Here is an 18,607-nt window from a genome sequence, read left to right on the forward strand (position 1 = left end):
AAGATGGCAGATCTTCGCAAGATCAAGATCGACGACGTGGTTATCGAGGTCGATCCGAACCTGACCCTGATCCAGGCCTGCGAGCAGGCGGGGATCGAGGTGCCGCGCTTCTGCTATCACGAGCGGCTGTCGATTGCCGGCAACTGCCGCATGTGCCTAGTCGAGGTGGTGGGCGGCCCGCCGAAGCCCGCCGCCTCTTGCGCCATGCAGGTCAAGGATCTGCGTCCCGGCCCGGACGGCGCGCCCTCGGAAGTCCGCACCAACTCGCCCATGGTCAAGAAGGCCCGCGAGGGGGTGATGGAGTTCCTGCTGATCAACCACCCGCTGGACTGCCCGATCTGCGATCAGGGCGGCGAATGCGACCTGCAGGACCAGGCCGTCGCCTATGGCGTCGATTTCAGCCGCTATCGCGAGCCGAAGCGCGCCAGCGAGGATCTGAACCTCGGCCCGCTGGTCGAGACGCACATGACCCGCTGCATCTCCTGCACCCGCTGCGTGCGCTTCACCACCGAGGTCGCCGGCATCACCCAGATGGGCCAGACCGGGCGGGGCGAGGACAGCGAGATCACCAGCTATCTGAACGAGACGCTGAACTCGAACCTGCAGGGCAATATCATCGACCTGTGCCCGGTCGGGGCGCTGGTGTCGAAACCCTATGCCTTCTCCGCCCGGCCCTGGGAGCTGACCAAGACCGAATCCATCGACGTGATGGACGCGCTGGGGGCGAGCATCCGTGTGGATACCAAGGGCCGCGAAGTCATGCGCATCCTGCCGCGCAACAATGACGCGGTGAACGAGGAATGGATCAGCGACAAGACCCGCTTCGTCTGGGACGGGCTGCGCCGCCAGCGCCTGGACCGGCCCTATATCCGCGAAAACGGCAAGCTGCGCCCGGCCTCCTGGCCCGAGGCGCTGGAGGCCGCGGCGCAGGCGATGCAGGGCAGGAAAGTCGCGGGGCTGATCGGCGACCTGGTCCCGGCCGAAGCCGCCTTCAGCCTCAAGCAACTGGTCGAGGGCCTGGGCGGCACGGTGGAATGCCGCACCGACGGCGCGCGGCTGCCGGCCGGCAACCGCTCGGCCTATGTCGGCACGGCGCGGATCGAGGACATCGACAGCGCCAAGCGCATCCTGCTGATCGGCACCAACCCGCGCGACGAGGCGCCGGTGCTGAATGCCCGCATCCGCAAGGCCTGGGCGCAAGGCGCGCAGGTCGCCCTGATCGGCGAACCGGTGGACCTGACCTATGACTACCGCCATTTCGGCAGCGACCGGGCCGCGCTGGCCAAGCTGCTGGACGAGGATCTGGCGAACAAGGACGGAACGTCCGGCATCGTGATCGTCGGCCAGGGCGCGCTGCGCGAGGCGGATGGCGAGGCGGTGCTGGCCAATGCCATGCGCATCTGCGAACTGGGCGATTGCAGGCTGCTGGTGCTGCACAGCGCCGCCGGTCGCGTCGGCGCCATGGATGTGGGCGCGGTGACCGATGGCGGCCTGCTTGCCGCCATCGACGGCGCGGAAGTGATCTACAACCTCGGCGCCGACGAGGTGGACATCGCTCCCGGTGCTTTCGTGATCTATCAGGGCAGCCATGGCGACCGCGGCGCGCATCGCGCCGATATCATCCTGCCCGGTGCCTGCTATACCGAGGAAAGCGGCCTGTTCGTGAACACCGAGGGCCGGCCGCAGCTTGCTGCCCGCGCCAATTTCGCGCCGGGCGAGGGCAAGGAGAACTGGGCCATCCTGCGCGCGCTTTCCGCCGAACTGGGCAAGACCCAGCCCTGGGACAGCCTGGCCGGGCTGCGCCGCAAGCTGGTCGAGGCGGTGCCGCATCTGGCGCAGATCGACCAGGTGCCGCAGAACGACTGGCAGCCGCTCGACCGTTTCGACCTGGGGCAGGCGAATTTCCGCTATGTGATCCAAGACTTCTACCTGACCAACCCGATCGCGCGCTCCTCGCCGCTGATGGGTGAGCTTTCGGCGATGGCGGCGGCGCGCAAGGCCGCGCCCCTGGCGGCGGAGTGAACAGGATGCGGTCCCGTCTGGCCCTGCTGATCGGAATGGGTGCGACGGCCCTGCTGGCCGGCTGCGGCGATTCGAAGACCGATTCGCGGCCCCAGCCCAAGCCGGCGGAGCTGGGCGTGGCGGTGCTGCAAAGCGATGGCGGCTCGCCCTACAAGAAGGTGCTGACCAAGGGCCGGATCTCGACCAAGTCGGGCGAGATCCTGATTCTGGAGCCCGACGGATCGGTCAGCGAGATGGCGCTGGACAGCCCCGAGGGCCGCGACGCCTTCGCGGTGACCGAGGCGGACTTGCTGGCGTTGAACGCCAATCTGGATCTGGACCTGTCGGGCCTGCCGGACATGGGCCCGGTGCGCAAGCGCGAACCCACGGCGCAGGAAAAGGCGCTGGCCGCATTCGCCGCCCGCACCCGGCCGCTGCGGCTGAACCTGCCGTCGAGCTTCGAGGCCGATCCCAAGGATTTCCAAGGCGCGCGGGTGACGGGTCTGGCGAATTCGCGCAAGGGCGCGGACAGCCTGGTGGAAGTGACCGCGAACCTGCGAGGCGGGGTGGACGCCGACACGGCCTTCGCCTATGCCACATGCGCGCTGGCCAACTGGGCCGATGCGAAGGGGGCAGCTTACGCCCGCCACATCCGCACGCTCAGGGACAAGCGCAACGGCAAGATGGTCGTCGGCTCGGTGTTCACCCTGTCCGCGGAAAAACCGATGGGCCTGACGGTGATGACAACGAAAGAGACCTTGCAGGAATGCAAGGCACGCGGCATTCCCGCGGCGTGAGAGAAGGGACGAAAGATCATGGCTGAATTCTGGGCCTCGCCCTACGGTTTCGCGCTCAGCCTGCTCTTGCAGGGTCTGGCGGTCATCGCCTTTGTCATGGGCTCGCTGATCTTCATGGTCTATGGCGACCGCAAGATCTGGGCGGCGGTGCAGATGCGCCGCGGCCCGAACGTCGTCGGCCCCTGGGGCCTGCTGCAGACCTTTGCCGACGCGCTGAAATACGTCGTCAAGGAAATCGTCATCCCGGCCGGCGCCGACAAGTTCATCTTCTTCCTTGCGCCCTTCCTGTCGATGATGCTGGCGCTGTTCGCCTTCGTGGTGATCCCTTTCGACGACGGCTGGGTCATGGCGAACATCAATGTCGGCATCCTGTTCGTCTTTGCCGCCTCCTCGCTGGAAGTCTACGGCGCGATCATGGGCGGCTGGGCCTCGAACTCGAAATACCCGTTCCTGGCCTCGCTGCGCTCGGCCTCGCAGATGATCTCCTACGAGGTGTCGATGGGGCTGATCATCATCGGCATCATCATCTCGTCGGGCTCGATGAACCTCAGCGAGATCGTGCTGGCGCAAAAGGGCGATTACGGCCTGCTGAACTGGTACTGGCTGCCGCACCTGCCGATGGTGGTGCTGTTCTTCGTCTCGGCGCTGGCCGAGACCAACCGCCCGCCCTTCGACCTGGCCGAGGCCGAATCCGAGCTGGTCGCCGGCCATATGGTCGAATACTCGTCCACGCCCTACCTGCTGTTCATGGCCGGCGAATACATCGCCATCTACCTGATGTGCGCGCTGCTGTCCTTGCTGTTCTTCGGCGGCTGGCTGTCGCCGGTGCCCTTCATCGCCGATGGCTGGTGGTGGATGGTGATCAAGATGTGGTTCTGGTTCTACATGTTCGCCATGGTCAAGGCGATCGTGCCGCGCTACCGCTACGACCAGTTGATGCGGATCGGCTGGAAGGTGTTCCTGCCCCTGTCGCTGGGCTGGGTGGTGCTGGTGGCGATCCTGGCCCGTTACGAAGTGCTGGGCGGATTCTGGGCCCGCTTCGCGGTCGGAGGATAAACCATGTATTCCAACAAGCTCGCCGAGGCATTTGCCAAAGCCAGTGAGACCGACAAGGTGGAGCTGGCGCATTTCCTCGCCAACAACCTGGACACGGCGGAACATGCGCGCGACGGCGCCCGCGTCAGGGAATATGTCGCCGCGTTCGACCGTTTCGCGGCCCCGAAGCAAGGGGAACGTTTCTGATGGCCTTCGATTTCGCGCGGGCGACCAAGTATTTCCTGATGTGGGACTTCATCAAGGGCTTCGGCCTGGGCATGCGCTATTTCGTCTCGCCCAAGCCGACGCTGAACTACCCGCATGAGAAGGGCCCGCTGTCGCCGCGCTTCCGCGGCGAACACGCGCTGCGCCGCTATCCGAATGGCGAGGAACGCTGCATCGCCTGCAAGCTCTGCGAGGCGGTCTGCCCGGCCCAGGCCATCACCATCGACGCCGAACCGCGCGAGGACGGCAGCCGCCGCACCACGCGCTACGACATCGACATGACCAAGTGCATCTATTGCGGTTTCTGCCAGGAAGCCTGCCCGGTCGATGCCATCGTCGAGGGGCCGAACTTCGAATACGCCACCGAGACCCGCGAAGAGCTGTTCTACGACAAGCAGAAGCTGCTTGCGAACGGCGAGCGCTGGGAGGCCGAGATCGCCCGCAACCTGCAGATGGATGCGCCCTACAGATGACCGATGCGCTCACCAGGCTTTTCGCGCAGATGATGGCTTCCGGCCAGGAGATGGCGCGTGCCTTCAACCCGGCGCTGGAACATTTCGACATGCGCGCCATGGAAAAGCTGGTGCCGACGATCCCTGCCGACATGCTGGAAATGTGGTTCGGCAAGACCTTCAACCGCGAGGGGCTGGACGCCAAGACGCGCCTGCTTCTCACCATCGGCGCGATCACCGTGCAGGGCGCGCTGGCCGAGCCGCAATTGCGCCTGACCATTCGCCAGGCCATCGCGGCCGGCGCCACGAAACGCGAGATCGCCGAGACGATCTTTCAGATGAGCATGTTCGGCGGGCTGCCTGCGATGCAGAAGGCGCTTGAGATCGCCCAGAGCGTCTATGCCGAGGAGGACGAGGAATGATGACCTTCGCTTTCTACCTGTTCGCGATCTGCTGCTGCGTCGCGGGCTTCATGGTCGTGATCAGCCGCAACCCGGTGCATTCGGTGCTGTGGCTGATCCTCGCCTTCTTCTCGGCGGCCGGCCTGTTCGTGCTGCAGGGCGCGGAATTCGTCGCCATGCTGCTGGTCGTGGTCTATGTCGGCGCCGTCGCGGTGCTGTTCCTGTTCGTCGTGATGATGCTCGACGTGGATTTCGCCGAGCTCAAGGGCGAGCTGGCGCGCTACCTGCCGCTGGCGCTGGTGATCGGCGTGGTGCTGCTGGCGCAGCTCGGCATCGCCTTCTCGGGCTGGACGGCCTCGGAACAGGCCGAGGCGTTGCGCGCGGCCCCGGTGATCGAGGGGGTGCAGAACACCCGCGGCCTGGGCATGGTGCTTTACGACCGCTACGTGCTGATGTTCCAGCTGGCCGGGATGGTGCTGCTGGTCGCGATGATCGGGGCCATCGTGCTGACCATGCGCCACCGCCGCGATATCAAGCGCCAGAACGTGCTGGAGCAGATGTGGCGCGACCCGGCCAAGGCCATCGAGATGCGGGATGTGAAACCGGGCCAGGGGCTTTGACCGCGGCGGATCGGGCCGCGGCAGCCATCGGGACCGCCGCTGCGGCCCCAGTAGCAAACGGATATTTCAACGGGTGAACGACCCGGAGGGACCAGGACGATGATCGGATTGACACATTACCTTGTGGTGGGGGCGATACTTTTCGTCACCGGCATTTTCGGCATCTTCGTGAACCGAAAGAACGTCATCGTCATCCTGATGTCGATCGAGCTGATGCTTCTGGCGGTGAACATCAATTTCGTCGCCTTCTCGACCCATCTGGGCGATCTGGCGGGGCAGGTCTTCACCATGTTCATCCTGACCGTGGCGGCGGCCGAAGCCGCCATCGGCCTGGCGATCCTGGTCGTCTTCTTCCGCAACCGCGGCACCATCGCGGTGGAAGACGTCAACGTGATGAAGGGATAAGGCGGCATGGAAAAGATCGTCCTCTTTGCGCCCCTCGTCGGGTCGCTGATCGCCGGCTTCGGCTGGCGCGCGATCGGCGAGAAGGCCGCGCAGTACCTGACCACCGGCATCCTGTTCCTGTGCTGCCTCATCAGCTGGTATCTGTTCCTGTCCTTCGACGGCGTGCCGCGGCACATCTCGGTTCTGGACTGGGTGGTGGTCGGCGACTTCCACGCGGAATGGGCGATCCGGCTGGACCGGCTGACCGCGATCATGCTGGTCGTGGTGAACACGGTCTCGGCGCTGGTACACATGTATTCGCTGGGCTACATGGCCCATGACGACAACTTCACCCATGACGAACATTACAAGGCGCGTTTCTTCGCCTATCTGTCGTTCTTCACCTTTGCCATGCTGATGCTGGTGACGGCGGACAACCTCTTGCAGATGTTCTTCGGCTGGGAGGGCGTCGGCGTCGCCTCCTACCTGCTGATCGGCTTCTATTACAAGAAGCAGTCGGCGGGCGCGGCGGCGATGAAGGCCTTCATCGTCAACCGCGTCGGCGATTTCGGCTTCCTCCTGGGCATCTTCGGCCTCTACTGGCTGACCGGGACGATCCAGTTCGACGAGATCTTCGCCCAGGTCCCCGAGATCGCCCAGACCCAGATGCATTTCCTGTGGCGGGACTGGAACGCGGCGAACCTGCTGGGCTTCCTGCTGTTCGTCGGCGCCATGGGCAAATCGGCGCAGCTCTTTCTGCACACCTGGCTTCCCGACGCGATGGAGGGTCCGACCCCGGTTTCGGCGCTGATCCATGCCGCGACCATGGTGACGGCCGGCGTGTTCCTGGTCTGCCGCATGTCGCCGCTTTACGAATTCGCGCCGGACGCCAAGAACTTCATCGTCATCATCGGCGCCACGACCGCCTTCTTCGCCGCGACCGTGGGGCTTGTGCAGAACGACATCAAGCGCGTCATCGCCTATTCGACCTGCTCGCAGCTGGGCTACATGTTCGTGGCGGCCGGGGTCGGCGTCTATTCGGCGGCGATGTTCCACCTGCTGACCCATGCCTTCTTCAAGGCCATGCTGTTCCTGGGCGCCGGCTCGGTGATCCATGCCATGCACCACGAACAGGACATGCGGAACTATGGCGGGCTGCGCAAGAAGATCCCGCTGACCTATTGGGCGATGATGATCGGCACCTTCGCCATCACCGGCGTCGGCATCCCGCTGACCCATATCGGCTTTGCCGGCTTCCTGTCCAAGGACGCGATCATCGAAAGCGCCTGGGCCGGCGGTGCCTATGCCTTCTGGCTGCTGGTCATCGCCGCCTGCTTCACCAGCTTCTATTCCTGGCGGCTGATCTTCCTGACCTTCTACGGCAAGCCGCGCGGCGACCATCATGCCCATGACCATGCGCATGAAAGCCCGCCGGTGATGACCATCCCGCTGGGGGTGCTGGCCATCGGCGCGGTCTTTGCCGGCATGGTCTGGTACGGCCCCTTCTTCGGCGACCATCACAAGGTCACGGAATATTTCCACATCGCCGGCACGCATGAAGCGGCCGAGGGCGAAGCGGCGGAACACGCGACCGCCGAGGCCCCGGTGGAACATGCCGCCGCCGATACCGCGACCGCCGAGGGCGAGGCAGCCCCCCCCCCTGCGCATGTCGCCGCACCGGTCGGCGGTGCGATCTACATGCATCCCGACAACCACATCATGGACGAGGCGCACCATGCGCCTGCCTGGGTCAAGGTCTCGCCCTTCATCGCCATGGTGCTGGGGCTGGTCACCGCGTTCTTCTTCTACATCGCCAACCCGACGCTGCCGCGGCGGCTGGCGGCGCAGCAGCCGGCGCTGTATCAGTTCCTGCTCAACAAGTGGTATTTCGACGAGATCTACGACTTCCTCATCGTCCGCCCGGCGAAATGGCTTGGCCGCGCGCTGTGGAAGGGCGGCGACGGCGCCGTCATCGACGGCACCATCAACGGGGTGGCCATGGGGCTGATCCCGCGGCTGACCCGCGCGGCGGTCCGGGTGCAATCGGGCTATCTGTTCCACTACGCCTTCGCGATGGTTCTGGGCATCGTGGGCTTGCTGATCTGGGTGATGATGCGGGGCGCGCACTGACATGACGAACCTTCTTTCCATCATCACCTTCCTGCCGATCGTCGCCGCGATCATCATGGCGCTGTTCCTGCGCGGCCAGGACGAGGCCGCGGCACGCAACGCCAAGTGGCTGGCGCTGCTGACCACGACGGCGACCTTCGTGATCTCGCTCTTCGTGCTGTTCCGCTTCGACCCGGCCAATACCGGCTTCCAGTTCGTCGAAGACCACGCCTGGATCATGGGCCTGCGCTACAAGATGGGCGTGGACGGCATCTCGGTGCTGTTCGTGCTGCTGACCACCTTCATGATGCCGCTGACCATCCTCTCGACCTGGCAGGTCGAGGTGAAGGTCAAGGAATACATGATCGCCTTCCTGGTGCTGGAAGGGCTGATGATCGGCGTCTTCACCGCGCTGGATCTGGTGCTGTTCTACCTGTTCTTCGAGGCCGGCCTGATCCCGATGTTCCTGATCATCGGCATCTGGGGCGGCAAGGACCGCATCTATGCGTCCTTCAAGTTTTTCCTCTACACCTTCCTCGGCTCGGTGCTGATGCTGGTGGCGATGATCGCCATGTACCGCATGGCGGGCACCACCGACATTCCGACGCTGCTGGGTTTCGACTTCCCGTCCGAGACCTATCGCCTGCTGGGCATGACCGTGGTCGGCGGCACGCAGATGCTGCTGTTCCTGGCCTTCTTCGCCAGCTTCGCGGTCAAGATGCCGATGTGGCCGGTGCATACCTGGCTGCCCGACGCGCACGTTCAGGCGCCGACCGCCGGCTCGGTCCTGCTGGCGGCGGTGCTGCTGAAGATGGGCGGCTACGGCTTCCTGCGCTTCTCGCTGCCGATGTTCCCGGTCGCCAGCGGCGTGGCGCAGCCCTATGTCTTCTGGCTCTCGGCCATCGCCATCGTCTACACCTCGCTGGTGGCCTTGGCGCAGTCGGACATGAAGAAGGTCATCGCCTATTCCTCGGTCGCGCATATGGGCTACGTGACCATGGGCATCTTCGCGGCCAACCAGGTCGGCGTCGACGGCGCCATCTTCCAGATGCTGTCGCACGGTTTCATCTCGGGCGCGCTGTTCCTTTGCGTGGGCGTCATCTACGACCGCATGCACACGCGCGAGATCGACGCCTATGGCGGGCTGGTGAACCGGATGCCGGCCTATGCCGCGGTGTTCATGTTCTTCACCATGGCGAATGTGGGCCTGCCCGGCACCTCGGGCTTCGTGGGCGAGTTCCTGACCCTGCTCGGCACCTTCCGCGTCAACACCTGGGTGGCGCTGGTTGCGGCAACCGGGGTGATCTTCTCGGCCGCCTATGCGCTTTGGCTGTATCGCCGGGTGACCTTCGGCCAGCTGATCAAGGAAAGCCTGAAGTCGATCACCGACATGACCCCGCGTGAGCGCTGGATCTTCGTGCCGCTGATCGCCATGACGCTGATCCTGGGCGTCTATCCGCGGCTGGTGACCGACGTGACCGGACCGGCGGTGGAAAGCCTGCTCAATGACTATAACCAAAGCCAGCCGGCGGCGCCCGTCGCCACGGCCCAAGCCAGCCACTAGGGGGCAGACATGACCTCGCTCGACTTCTCGACCATTCTGCCCGAGGTGGTGCTGGCCGCTTACGCTTTGGCCGCGCTGATGGCCGGGGCCTATCTCGGCAAGGACAAGCTGGCGCGGACGCTGCTCTGGGCGACGGTCGTGGCCTTCCTGGTCATCGCCGCCATGATCGGCCTTGGCAGCCGCGCCGATCAGGCGGCGTTCCACGACATGTTCATCGACGACGGTTTCTCGCGCTTCGCCAAGGTGGTGACGCTGGTCGCCGCCGCCGCCGTCCTGGCGATGAGCGCCGACTACCTGCAGCGTCGCAACATGCTGCGCTTCGAATTCCCGGTTCTCGTCGCCCTGGCGGTGCTGGGCATGATGTTCATGGTCTCGGCCGGCGACCTGCTGACGCTCTACATGGGGCTGGAGCTGCAATCGCTGGCGCTTTACGTGGTCGCCGCCATGCGCCGCGACTCGGTGCGCTCGTCCGAGGCCGGGCTGAAGTATTTCGTGCTGGGCTCGCTCAGCTCGGGGCTGCTGCTCTATGGCGCCTCGCTGGTCTACGGCTTTGCCGGCACCACGAACTTCTCGGGCATCATCACCGTGATCGAGGGCGGGCACCTGTCGCTGGGCGTGCTGTTCGGCCTGGTGTTCATGCTGGTGGGCCTGGCCTTCAAGGTCTCGGCCGTGCCCTTCCACATGTGGACGCCGGACGTCTATGAGGGCTCGCCGACGCCGGTGACCGCCTTCTTCGCCACCGCGCCCAAGGTCGCGGCCATGGCGCTGATCGCGCGGCTGGTCTTCGACGGTTTCGGCCATGTCATCGGCGACTGGAGCCAGATCGTCGCGGCGCTGGCGGTGATGTCGATGTTCCTGGGCTCGATCGCCGGGATCGGCCAGAGCAACATCAAGCGGCTGATGGCCTATTCCTCGATCGCGCATATGGGCTTCGCGCTGGTCGGCCTGGCCGCCGGCACCGCGCTCGGCGTGCAGTCCATGCTGCTTTACATGACCATCTATGCGGTGATGAACGTCGGCACCTTCGCCTTCATCCTGTCGATGGAGCGCGACGGCGTGCCGGTCACCGACCTGGCCTCGCTGAACCGCTTTGCCTGGAACGAGCCGGTCAAGGGGCTGGCCATGCTGGTGCTGCTGTTCAGCCTGGCAGGCGTGCCGCCGACCCTGGGCTTCTTCGCCAAGTTCGGCGTGCTGACCGCAGCCGTCGATGCCGGGCTGGGCTGGCTGGCGGTGCTGGGCGTCATCGCCTCGGTCATCGGCGCCTTCTACTACCTGCGCATCGTCTATTACATGTATTTCGGCGGCGAGAGCGAGGGCGTCACCTCGCGCATGGGCGCGGTGCAGTATCTGGGGCTGATGGTCCCGGCGCTGGCCATGCTGGTCGGAGCCATCAACATGTTCGGCGTCGATGCCGCCGCCGGCCGTGCCGCCGAAACGCTGGTGACGCCGACCCTGGCCGCCGGACAAGCCGCCGAACCCGTTCTGGCCACCGAGCCCGACCAAGGTGAGTGAGCCCTGGCCCACGGGCGTGGCCCGCCATGTGCTGGCCCGCACCGACAGCACCAATGCCGAGGCGCTGAGGCTGGCGCCCGGTCTTTCCGGCCCGGCCTGGGTGATGACCCGCGACCAGTTCGCGGGTCGCGGCCGTCGCGGCCGGGACTGGGTGATGCCGGCCGGAAACTTTGCCGGCACGCTGGTGACGCGGCCCAGGGGCGGGCCGCTGGGCGCGGCGCAACTCTCTTTCGTCGCGGCGCTGGCGCTTTATGATGCACTTGCCGATGCCTGCGGCCCCTCGGTGCGGCTGGCGATCAAATGGCCCAATGACGTGCTGCTGAACGGCGGCAAGGTGGCCGGCATCCTGCTGGAAAGTTCCGGCTCGGGTTCGGGCGTGCAGGCCGTCGCGGTCGGCATCGGCGTCAACCTGGCCGCCGCACCGGATGCGGCGGCGGTCGAGCCCGGCGCCGTGCCGCCGGTTTCGGTGCGGGGCGAGACCGGCCATGCCGTCGACCCCGAGGATTTCCTCGACCTGCTGGCCCCGGCCTTCGCGCGCTGGCAGGCACAGCTCGACACCTACGGCTTCGCGCCGATCCGCAATGCCTGGCTGGCCCGCGCGGCGAAGCTGGGCGAGCCCATCACCGCCCGCACCGGGCGGCTGGAAAGCCACGGCATCTTCGAGGGCATCGACGACAGCGGCGCGCTGATCCTGCGCACGGCGGCCGGGCGGCAGGTCATTCCCGCCGCCGATGTCTATTTCGGGGGCTAGGGCCATGCTGCTTTGCATCGACACCGGCAACACCAACACGGTCTTTTCGGTCTGGGACGGCAAGCGGTTCGTCGGCCTGTGGCGCATCTCGACCGACCATCGCCGCACGGCGGACGAGTATTTCGTCTGGCTGTCCACGCTGATCTCGTTGCAGAAGCTGGAACTGAACATCGACGCCTGCATCATCAGCTCGACCGCGCCGCGGGTGGTGTTCAACCTGCGGGTGCTCTGCAATCGCTATTTCGATACCCGTCCGCTGGTGGTGGGCAAGCCGGACTGCCTGCTGCCGGTGGCGCCGCGCGTCGATTTCGGCACCGTGGTCGGCCCCGACCGGCTGGTGAACACCGTCGGCGCCTTCGACCGGCACGGCCCGGACCTGATCGTGGTCGATTTCGGCACCGCCACCACCTTCGACGTGGTGGACACCGACGGCGCCTATGTCGGCGGCGTCATCGCGCCGGGGGTGAACCTGTCGCTCGAGGCGCTGCACATGGGCGCGGCGAGCCTGCCGCATGTCGACGTGACCATGCCCGTCAAGGTGATCGGCACCAATACGGTGGCCTGCATCCAGTCGGGGATCTTCTGGGGTTATATCGGCCTGGTGCAGGGCGTGGTGGACAAGATTCGCGAGGAACGCGGACGGCCGATGCAGGTTATAGCTACGGGCGGGCTGGCGCCGCTGTTCGACCAGGGATTTGATTTATTTGACGCGATCGAGGACGATCTGACCATGCATGGCCTGCGCCTGATCCACGATTACAACAAGGAGTTGGGCAATGGCTGAGCGCCTGATCTATCTGCCGCTGGGCGGCGCGGGCGAAATCGGCATGAACGCCTATGTCTACGGCTATGGTCAGCCGGGACGCGAGCGGCTGATCGTCGTCGATCTGGGCGTGACCTTCGGCGACATGGACAGCGCGCCGGGCATCGACCTGATCATGGCCGATGTGGCCTGGCTGGAAGCCAATCGCGACCGCATCGACGCGATCTTCATCACCCACGGGCACGAGGATCACGTCGGCGCGCTTGGCCTGCTCTGGCCCAAGCTGCAAAAGCCGGTGCATTGCCGCCGCTTTACCGGCGCGCTGGCGCGGTTGAAGCTCGAGGAGGCCGGCCAGCCCGTCGACCAGATCCACATCCATGCGCCGCGCCCCGACGTGGTGACGGCGGGTCCGTTCCGGGTGCAATTCGTCCCGGTCAGCCATTCGATCCCGGAAAGCTCGGCGCTGATCATCGACACGCCGGCGGGGCGGATCGTGCATACCGGCGATTTCAAGCTGGACGGCACCCCGGTGGTGGGCGAGGCCTTCGACCCGATCCTCTGGCACGAGATCGCGAACGAGGGGCAGGGGGTCAAGGTGCTGACCTGCGATTCGACCAACGTCTTCTCGCCCCATCCCGGCCGGTCCGAGGCGGTGCTGGCCAATCCGCTGCTGGATTTCGTCATGGCGCAGCGGCAGCTGGTGGTGGCGACGACCTTCGCCAGCAACATTGCCCGGCTCAAGACCCTGGCCGAGGCCGGCATCGCCGCCGGCCGCAAGATCTGCCTTTTGGGCCGGGCCATGCGCCGCATGGTCACCGTCGCGGTCGAGACCGGCATCCTGACCAGCTTCCCCCCGGTCATCAGCCCCGAGGAAGCCTCGGAACTGCCGCGCGACAAGGTGATGCTGATCGTCACCGGCAGCCAGGGCGAGCGCCGCGCCGCCAGCGCCCAGCTGTCGCGCGGCCGCTATCTGGGCATCCAGCTGAAGGACGGCGACAGCTTCCTGTTCAGCTCGCGCACCATCCCCGGCAACGAGCGCGGGGTGATCCGCATCATGAACGCGCTTTCGGAAATGGGCGTCGACCTGTATGACGCCGATGACGGACTCTATCACGTCTCGGGCCATGCCAACCGCCCGGATATCGAGGCGGTGCACGACCTGCTGAAGCCGCAGATCGTCATCCCGATGCATGGCGAGCACATGCATCTGCGCGAACATGCCAAGCTGGCCGAGGCGCGCGGCATTCATGCGATGGTGGCGACCAACGGCACCATGCTGGACCTGTCGGGCGAAGCGCCGCGGGTGGTGGACCAGATCGACACCGGCCGGCTCTATCTCGACGGCACGGTGCTGATCGGCGCCATGGATGGGGTGGTGCGCGACCGCATCCGCATGGCGCTGAACGGCCATGCCATGGTCTCGGTGATCATCGACGAGGACGACACGCCGCTGCCCGACGCCTGGGTGGAACTGTCCGGTCTGCCGGAACAGGGCCGCGCCGGCGTGCCGCTGGCCCGCAACATCGAAAGCGAGTTGGCCGAGTTCCTGGAACGCGCCGATGACCGCACGGTCATGGACGACGACCGCCTGGAGGAAGGGATCCGCAAGATCACCCGGCAAGTCTCGATGGAGGAGATCGGCAAGAAGCCCGAGGTGACGGTGGTGATCTCGCGTCTGGCCGCGGAATGACTTGACCTCGACCCGCGCCCGGGGCATGGGCGCGGGCATGAGCGAATTCGATCCGAACCCTCCGCGCCGCAACTTCTACGGCCGCCGCCATGGCAAGACCCTGCGCCAGAGCCAGAAGGGCTACCTGTCCGAGGATCTGGGCAGCCTGCGCCCGCGCGGCATCACCGAGCAGGAGAACCCCGAGAGGACGCCCGTAGACCCGGCAGCCATCTTCGGCGACGCCCGCCCGGTCTGGCTCGAGATCGGCTTCGGCGGCGGCGAGCACATGGTGCACATGGCGGCGCGCTATCCCGAGATCGGCATCATCGGCTGCGAACCCTTCATCAACGGCGTCGCCATGCTGCTGGGCAAGATCCGCAATGCCGGGGTGCAGAATGTCAGCGTGCATCCCGGCGACGCGCGCGACCTGATGGACGTGCTGCCCGATGCCTCGATCAGCAAGGCGTTCCTGAACTATCCCGACCCCTGGCCCAAGGCACGCCATCACCGCCGCCGCTTCGTGACCCCCGAGCACCTGATCCCGCTCGCCCGCGTCATGAAGCCGGGCGCCGAGTTCCGCGTCGCCACCGACATTCCCGACTACGTGCGCCAGACGCTCGAGGAGGTGCCGCAGGCCGGCTTCGCACTGGTCGCCGAGGGGCCGCAGGCATGGGACGACTGGCCCAGCACCCGCTACGAACAGAAGGCGCTGCGCGAGGGCCGGGCGCCGCATTACGTCACCTTCCGCCGGCAGGCATGAATTTCCGCCGGGCTGATTGCGCCCGGTCGCCGTGACCGCTATCACCTTGCGCGACAAGCACGAGGGGGCCTTCATGTCACATTCCGCCGAACCGCTTCCGATGACCGCCCGTCGTTCGGGTCCCCTGACGGGCGAGGCCAAGGTGCCGGGCGACAAGTCGATCAGCCACCGCGCGCTGATCCTCGGCGCGCTGGCGGTGGGCGAGACGCATATCACCGGCCTGCTGGAAGGCCAGGACGTGCTGGACACCGCATCGGCGATGCGGGCCTTCGGCGCCCGGGTGGAACGGCTGGGCGAGGGGGAATGGCGCGTCGACGGCGTCGGCACCGGCGGCTTTGCCGAGCCCGAGGGCGTGATCGACTGCGGCAATTCCGGCACCGGCGTGCGGCTGATCATGGGCGCCATGGCCACGACGCCGATCACCGCCACCTTCACCGGCGATGCCAGCCTGTCGCGCCGCCCGATGGGCCGCGTCACCGACCCGCTGGAACAGTTCGGCTGCGAAGTGACGGCGCGCGAGGGCAAGTGCCTGCCGGTGACCATCAAGGGCGCCGCCGATCCGGTGCCGGTGCGCTACAGGACCCCGGTCGCCTCGGCGCAGATCAAGTCGGCCGTGCTGCTGGCGGGCCTGAATGCGCCGGGCGAAACCGTGGTGATCGAATCCGAGCCGACCCGCGACCATACCGAGCGGATGTTGGCCGGCTTCGGCGCCAGCATCCGCACCGAGACCACCGACGAGGGCCATGTCATCACCCTGCAGGGCCGGCCGGAACTGAAACCGCAGCCGGTGGCGGTGCCGCGCGACCCGTCCAGCGCCGCCTTCCCGGTGGCGGCGGCGCTGATCGTGCCGGGCTCCGAGATCCGTGTGCCCGGCGTCAGCCGCAACCCGACCCGGGACGGGCTCTATGCGACGCTGCTGGAAATGGGCGCCGACATCACTTTCGAGAACCCGCGCGAAGAAGGCGGCGAGCCGGTGGCCGACCTGCTGGTGCGCCACGGCCCGCTGAAGGGCGTGACCGTGCCGCCGGACCGCGCCGCCAGCATGATCGACGAATTCCCCATCCTGTCGGTCATCGCCTGCTTCGCCGCGGGCGCGACCGTCATGCAGGGTGTCCATGAACTCCGGGTCAAGGAAAGCGACCGCATCGACGCCATGGCGGTCGGCCTGCGCGCCAATGGCGCCAAGGTCGAGGACAGCCCGGACAGCATGACCGTCCACGGCCAGGGCGGGCTGACCGGCGGCGCCACCTGCGCCACGCATCTCGACCACCGCATCGCCATGTCCTTCCTGGTCGCCGGCCTGGCCTCCGAGCAGCCGATCCGCGTGGACGACGGCGGCCCGATCACCACCTCCTTCCCGGATTTCCTGCCGCTGATGCGCGGCCTCGGCGCGCAGATCGACTAAGGCGCAGGGGCGCCCGTCACGGGTGGCGCCCTGCTTCTTCTTTCCCCGAATAGCCCAATCCCACCGCGAAACCGAACCGGGCCGCGCCGCCCTGCTGCGCCCCGGCCTTCACCGTTTCCCAAATACCCCGGCACCCGCGCCGCCGCCCGGCACCCGCGCCGCCGGGCGCGGCCTCAGCCCGTCTTGGCGGCGGCCAGCGGATAGCCGATCCCGGCCAGCGCCGCGCGGATCTCGTCCAGGATCGCCGGGTCGTCGATGGTGGCCGGGGCCTTGAACGGCGCGCCATCGGCGATCTTGGCCATGGTGGCGCGCAGGATCTTGCCCGAGCGGGTTTTGGGCAGCCGCTCGACCACGCAGGCCGACTTGAAGGCCGCCACCGGGCCGATCCTGTCGCGCACCAGCCGCACCACCTCCGCCACCACCTTGTCATGGGGGGTCGCAACCCCGGCCTTCAGGCACAGGAATCCGACCGGAGACTGACCTTTCAGGCTGTCCGCCACGCCGATCACCGCGCATTCCGCCACGTCGGGATGCGACGCCAGCACCTCCTCCATCGCCCCGGTCGACAACCGGTGCCCGGCGACGTTGATCACGTCGTCGGTGCGGGCCATGATGTAGAGATAGCCGTCCTCGTCGATATAGCCCGCATCGCCGGTCTCGTAATAGCCGGGGAAATGCTCCAGATAGGACTTGCGAAAGCGGCTTTCCGCATGCCACAGCCCCGGCAAGGTGCCGGGTGGCAGCGGCAGCTTGATCGCGATGGCGCCCAGCGTGCCGGCAGGGACCGGATTGCCGCCCTCGTCCAGCACCTGCACGTCATAGCCGGGCATCGGCACCGAGGGGCTGCCCAGCTTGGTCGGCAGCATCTCGATGCCGATGGGATTGGCGGCGATGGCCCAGCCGGTCTCGGTCTGCCACCAGTGATCGACCACCGGCACGCCCAGATGCTCCTGCGCCCATTTCACCGTGTCGGGGTCGGCGCGCTCGCCGGCCAGGAACAGCGCCTGCAGGTCGTGCAGCTTGTAGCGCTTGATCCATTCGCCCTGCGGATCCTCGCGTCGGATGGCGCGCAAGGCGGTGGGGGCGGTGAAGAAGCTCTTGATGCGGTGGTTCTGGATGATGCGCCAGAACACGCCCGGATGCGGCGTGCCGACCGGCTTGCCCTCGAAGACCACGGTGGTGGCGCCGGCGATCAGCGGCCCGTAGCAGATATAGGAATGCCCGACGACCCAGCCCACGTCCGAGGCGGCCCAGAAGCGGTCGCCGGGATCGATGTTGTAGATGTTGGTCATCGACCATTGCAGCGCCACCAGATGCCCGGCGGTGTGGCGCACCACGCCCTTGGGCTGGCCGGTGGTGCCCGAGGTGTAAAGGATATAGGCCGGGTGGTTCCCCTCGACCGGCACGCATTCGGCGGGCTTCACGCCGTATTGGAAGCCGTGCCAGTTGAAGTCGCGGCCCTCGACCAGCTTCGCCACCTCCTGCTCGCGCTGGAAGATCACGCAGAACTCGGGCTTGTGCCCGGCCATGTCGATGGCGGCGTCGAGCAACGGCTTGTAATGCACCACCCGGTTGGGTTCGAGCCCGCAGGAGGCGGCGATGATCGCCTTGGGCTGGCAGTCGTCGATGCGCACCGCCAGCTCGTTCGCCGCGAAGCCGCCGAAGACCACGGAATGGATGGCGCCCAGCCGGGCGCAGGCCAGCATGGCCTCCAGCGCCTCGGGGATCATCGGCATGTAGATGATGACCCGGTCGCCCTTTTCGACGCCGCGCATCCGCAGCGCCCCGGCCAGCGAGGCGACGCGATCCTGCAATTGCCGATAGGTGATGCCCTTGGACGACAGGGTGATCGGGCTTTCGTGCTGGATGGCGACCTGGTCGCCGCGCCCGGCCAGGACGTGGCGGTCCACGGCGTTCCAGCAGGTGTTGACCATGCCGTCCGAGAACCATTCGTAGATCGGGGCCTTGTCGTCGAAAAGCGCCTTCGAGGGTTTCTGCTGCCAGTCGATCGCCTCGGCGGCCTGCATCCAGAATCCATCGGGATCTGCCTGCCAGGCGGAATAGACGTCACGATATCCCATGAAACAACTCCTCCCCGAGCTATTCCGTGGTTGTTAGGCGAGCGAAAAGCGGTTGTGCAAGAATGTTAACGCCCACAG

Annotated in this window: 17 protein-coding genes; 16 read left to right on the top strand and 1 reads right to left on the bottom strand. The window is 66.5% G+C overall.

What is annotated here, in order from left to right:
• Positions 1-3: 3 nt before the first annotated feature.
• The 16 genes from nuoG (at position 4) to aroA (ending at position 16,448) form a co-directional block, all read left to right on the top strand.
• Positions 4-2,022: an NADH-quinone oxidoreductase subunit NuoG gene (nuoG, locus tag ACFOMP_RS08595; RefSeq protein ID WP_379029527.1), complete on the top strand. Its 2,019-nt coding sequence runs from the start codon at positions 4-6 to the stop codon at positions 2,020-2,022.
• A 5-nt stretch (positions 2,023-2,027) separates the two neighbouring features.
• The gene (locus ACFOMP_RS08600; RefSeq protein WP_379029530.1) at positions 2,028-2,798 is read left to right on the top strand and encodes a hypothetical protein; all 771 of its coding nucleotides are present in this window, start codon (positions 2,028-2,030) and stop codon (positions 2,796-2,798) included.
• An 18-nt stretch (positions 2,799-2,816) separates the two neighbouring features.
• Entirely contained in the window at positions 2,817-3,854 is a 1,038-nt protein-coding gene (nuoH, locus tag ACFOMP_RS08605) for an NADH-quinone oxidoreductase subunit NuoH (RefSeq protein WP_289893291.1), read from the top strand.
• Positions 3,855-3,857: 3 nt separating this feature from the next.
• Positions 3,858-4,040 (top strand): hypothetical protein, encoded by a 183-nt coding sequence (locus tag ACFOMP_RS08610; RefSeq protein WP_019352610.1) that lies wholly within the window; start codon positions 3,858-3,860, stop codon positions 4,038-4,040.
• Positions 4,040-4,531, top strand: a complete 492-nt coding sequence (nuoI, locus tag ACFOMP_RS08615; RefSeq protein ID WP_289893293.1) for an NADH-quinone oxidoreductase subunit NuoI — start codon at positions 4,040-4,042, stop codon at positions 4,529-4,531. Before ACFOMP_RS08610 ends, nuoI begins: the two co-directional genes overlap by 1 nt.
• Positions 4,528-4,932, top strand: a complete 405-nt coding sequence (locus ACFOMP_RS08620; protein ID WP_289893294.1) for a carboxymuconolactone decarboxylase family protein — start codon at positions 4,528-4,530, stop codon at positions 4,930-4,932. Before nuoI ends, ACFOMP_RS08620 begins: the two co-directional genes overlap by 4 nt.
• Positions 4,929-5,531 carry an NADH-quinone oxidoreductase subunit J gene (locus ACFOMP_RS08625; protein WP_289893295.1) on the top strand — a complete coding sequence of 201 codons (603 nt, stop codon included), beginning with the start codon at positions 4,929-4,931 and terminating at the stop codon, positions 5,529-5,531. The genes ACFOMP_RS08620 and ACFOMP_RS08625 overlap by 4 nt, the downstream gene beginning before the upstream one ends.
• Before the next feature lie 99 nt (positions 5,532-5,630).
• On the top strand, positions 5,631-5,936 hold the full coding sequence (gene nuoK, locus ACFOMP_RS08630; RefSeq protein WP_155064184.1) for an NADH-quinone oxidoreductase subunit NuoK: 306 nt from the start codon (positions 5,631-5,633) through the stop codon (positions 5,934-5,936).
• A gap of 6 nt (positions 5,937-5,942) precedes the next feature.
• Positions 5,943-8,045, top strand: coding sequence for an NADH-quinone oxidoreductase subunit L (gene nuoL, locus ACFOMP_RS08635; RefSeq protein WP_379029536.1), 2,103 nt, complete (start codon positions 5,943-5,945; stop codon positions 8,043-8,045).
• Between the two features lies 1 nt (position 8,046).
• Positions 8,047-9,588 (top strand): NADH-quinone oxidoreductase subunit M, encoded by a 1,542-nt coding sequence (locus ACFOMP_RS08640; protein ID WP_379029538.1) that lies wholly within the window; start codon positions 8,047-8,049, stop codon positions 9,586-9,588.
• Positions 9,589-9,597: 9 nt separating this feature from the next.
• A complete protein-coding gene (nuoN, locus tag ACFOMP_RS08645; protein WP_289893298.1) occupies positions 9,598-11,100 on the top strand; it encodes an NADH-quinone oxidoreductase subunit NuoN in 1,503 nt (500 codons plus the stop codon).
• Positions 11,093-11,851 (top strand): biotin--[acetyl-CoA-carboxylase] ligase, encoded by a 759-nt coding sequence (locus tag ACFOMP_RS08650; RefSeq protein WP_289893299.1) that lies wholly within the window; start codon positions 11,093-11,095, stop codon positions 11,849-11,851. The genes nuoN and ACFOMP_RS08650 overlap by 8 nt, the downstream gene beginning before the upstream one ends.
• A gap of 4 nt (positions 11,852-11,855) precedes the next feature.
• Entirely contained in the window at positions 11,856-12,635 is a 780-nt protein-coding gene (locus ACFOMP_RS08655; RefSeq protein ID WP_379029542.1) for a type III pantothenate kinase, read from the top strand.
• Positions 12,628-14,304 carry a ribonuclease J gene (locus tag ACFOMP_RS08660; RefSeq protein ID WP_289893302.1) on the top strand — a complete coding sequence of 559 codons (1,677 nt, stop codon included), beginning with the start codon at positions 12,628-12,630 and terminating at the stop codon, positions 14,302-14,304. The genes ACFOMP_RS08655 and ACFOMP_RS08660 overlap by 8 nt, the downstream gene beginning before the upstream one ends.
• 37 nt (positions 14,305-14,341) lie before the next feature.
• Entirely contained in the window at positions 14,342-15,043 is a 702-nt protein-coding gene (gene trmB, locus ACFOMP_RS08665) for a tRNA (guanosine(46)-N7)-methyltransferase TrmB (protein WP_289893303.1), read from the top strand.
• Between the two features lie 73 nt (positions 15,044-15,116).
• Positions 15,117-16,448, top strand: a complete 1,332-nt coding sequence (aroA, locus tag ACFOMP_RS08670) for a 3-phosphoshikimate 1-carboxyvinyltransferase (protein WP_379029546.1) — start codon at positions 15,117-15,119, stop codon at positions 16,446-16,448.
• Between the two features lie 173 nt (positions 16,449-16,621).
• Here the strand turns inward: aroA and ACFOMP_RS08675 are convergent, their stop codons facing one another.
• On the bottom strand, positions 16,622-18,529 hold the full coding sequence (locus tag ACFOMP_RS08675) for a propionyl-CoA synthetase (RefSeq protein WP_379029549.1): 1,908 nt from the start codon (positions 18,527-18,529) through the stop codon (positions 16,622-16,624).
• Between the last annotated feature and the right edge of the window lie 78 nt (positions 18,530-18,607).

The sequence above is a fragment of the Paracoccus simplex genome, from assembly GCF_042648325.1.
In the GTDB taxonomy this organism is placed as follows: domain Bacteria; phylum Pseudomonadota; class Alphaproteobacteria; order Rhodobacterales; family Rhodobacteraceae; genus Paracoccus; species Paracoccus simplex.

What these genes read in the sequence shown, in the direction of transcription:
- nuoN (WP_289893298.1), top strand. Translation starts at nt 9,598, where the DNA reads ATGACCTCGCTCGACTTCTCGACCATTCTGCCCGAGGTGGTGCTGGCC.
- ACFOMP_RS08660 (WP_289893302.1), top strand. Translation starts at nt 12,628, where the DNA reads ATGGCTGAGCGCCTGATCTATCTGCCGCTGGGCGGCGCGGGCGAAATC.
- nuoG (WP_379029527.1), top strand. Translation starts at nt 4, where the DNA reads ATGGCAGATCTTCGCAAGATCAAGATCGACGACGTGGTTATCGAGGTC.
- trmB (WP_289893303.1), top strand. Translation starts at nt 14,342, where the DNA reads ATGAGCGAATTCGATCCGAACCCTCCGCGCCGCAACTTCTACGGCCGC.
- ACFOMP_RS08655 (WP_379029542.1), top strand. Translation starts at nt 11,856, where the DNA reads ATGCTGCTTTGCATCGACACCGGCAACACCAACACGGTCTTTTCGGTC.
- ACFOMP_RS08640 (WP_379029538.1), top strand. Translation starts at nt 8,047, where the DNA reads ATGACGAACCTTCTTTCCATCATCACCTTCCTGCCGATCGTCGCCGCG.
- nuoK (WP_155064184.1), top strand. Translation starts at nt 5,631, where the DNA reads ATGATCGGATTGACACATTACCTTGTGGTGGGGGCGATACTTTTCGTC.
- ACFOMP_RS08610 (WP_019352610.1), top strand. Translation starts at nt 3,858, where the DNA reads ATGTATTCCAACAAGCTCGCCGAGGCATTTGCCAAAGCCAGTGAGACC.
- ACFOMP_RS08620 (WP_289893294.1), top strand. Translation starts at nt 4,528, where the DNA reads ATGACCGATGCGCTCACCAGGCTTTTCGCGCAGATGATGGCTTCCGGC.
- ACFOMP_RS08625 (WP_289893295.1), top strand. Translation starts at nt 4,929, where the DNA reads ATGATGACCTTCGCTTTCTACCTGTTCGCGATCTGCTGCTGCGTCGCG.
- ACFOMP_RS08675 (WP_379029549.1), bottom strand. Translation starts at nt 18,529, where the DNA reads ATGGGATATCGTGACGTCTATTCCGCCTGGCAGGCAGATCCCGATGGA.
- nuoH (WP_289893291.1), top strand. Translation starts at nt 2,817, where the DNA reads ATGGCTGAATTCTGGGCCTCGCCCTACGGTTTCGCGCTCAGCCTGCTC.
- nuoL (WP_379029536.1), top strand. Translation starts at nt 5,943, where the DNA reads ATGGAAAAGATCGTCCTCTTTGCGCCCCTCGTCGGGTCGCTGATCGCC.
- aroA (WP_379029546.1), top strand. Translation starts at nt 15,117, where the DNA reads ATGTCACATTCCGCCGAACCGCTTCCGATGACCGCCCGTCGTTCGGGT.
- ACFOMP_RS08600 (WP_379029530.1), top strand. Translation starts at nt 2,028, where the DNA reads ATGCGGTCCCGTCTGGCCCTGCTGATCGGAATGGGTGCGACGGCCCTG.
- nuoI (WP_289893293.1), top strand. Translation starts at nt 4,040, where the DNA reads ATGGCCTTCGATTTCGCGCGGGCGACCAAGTATTTCCTGATGTGGGAC.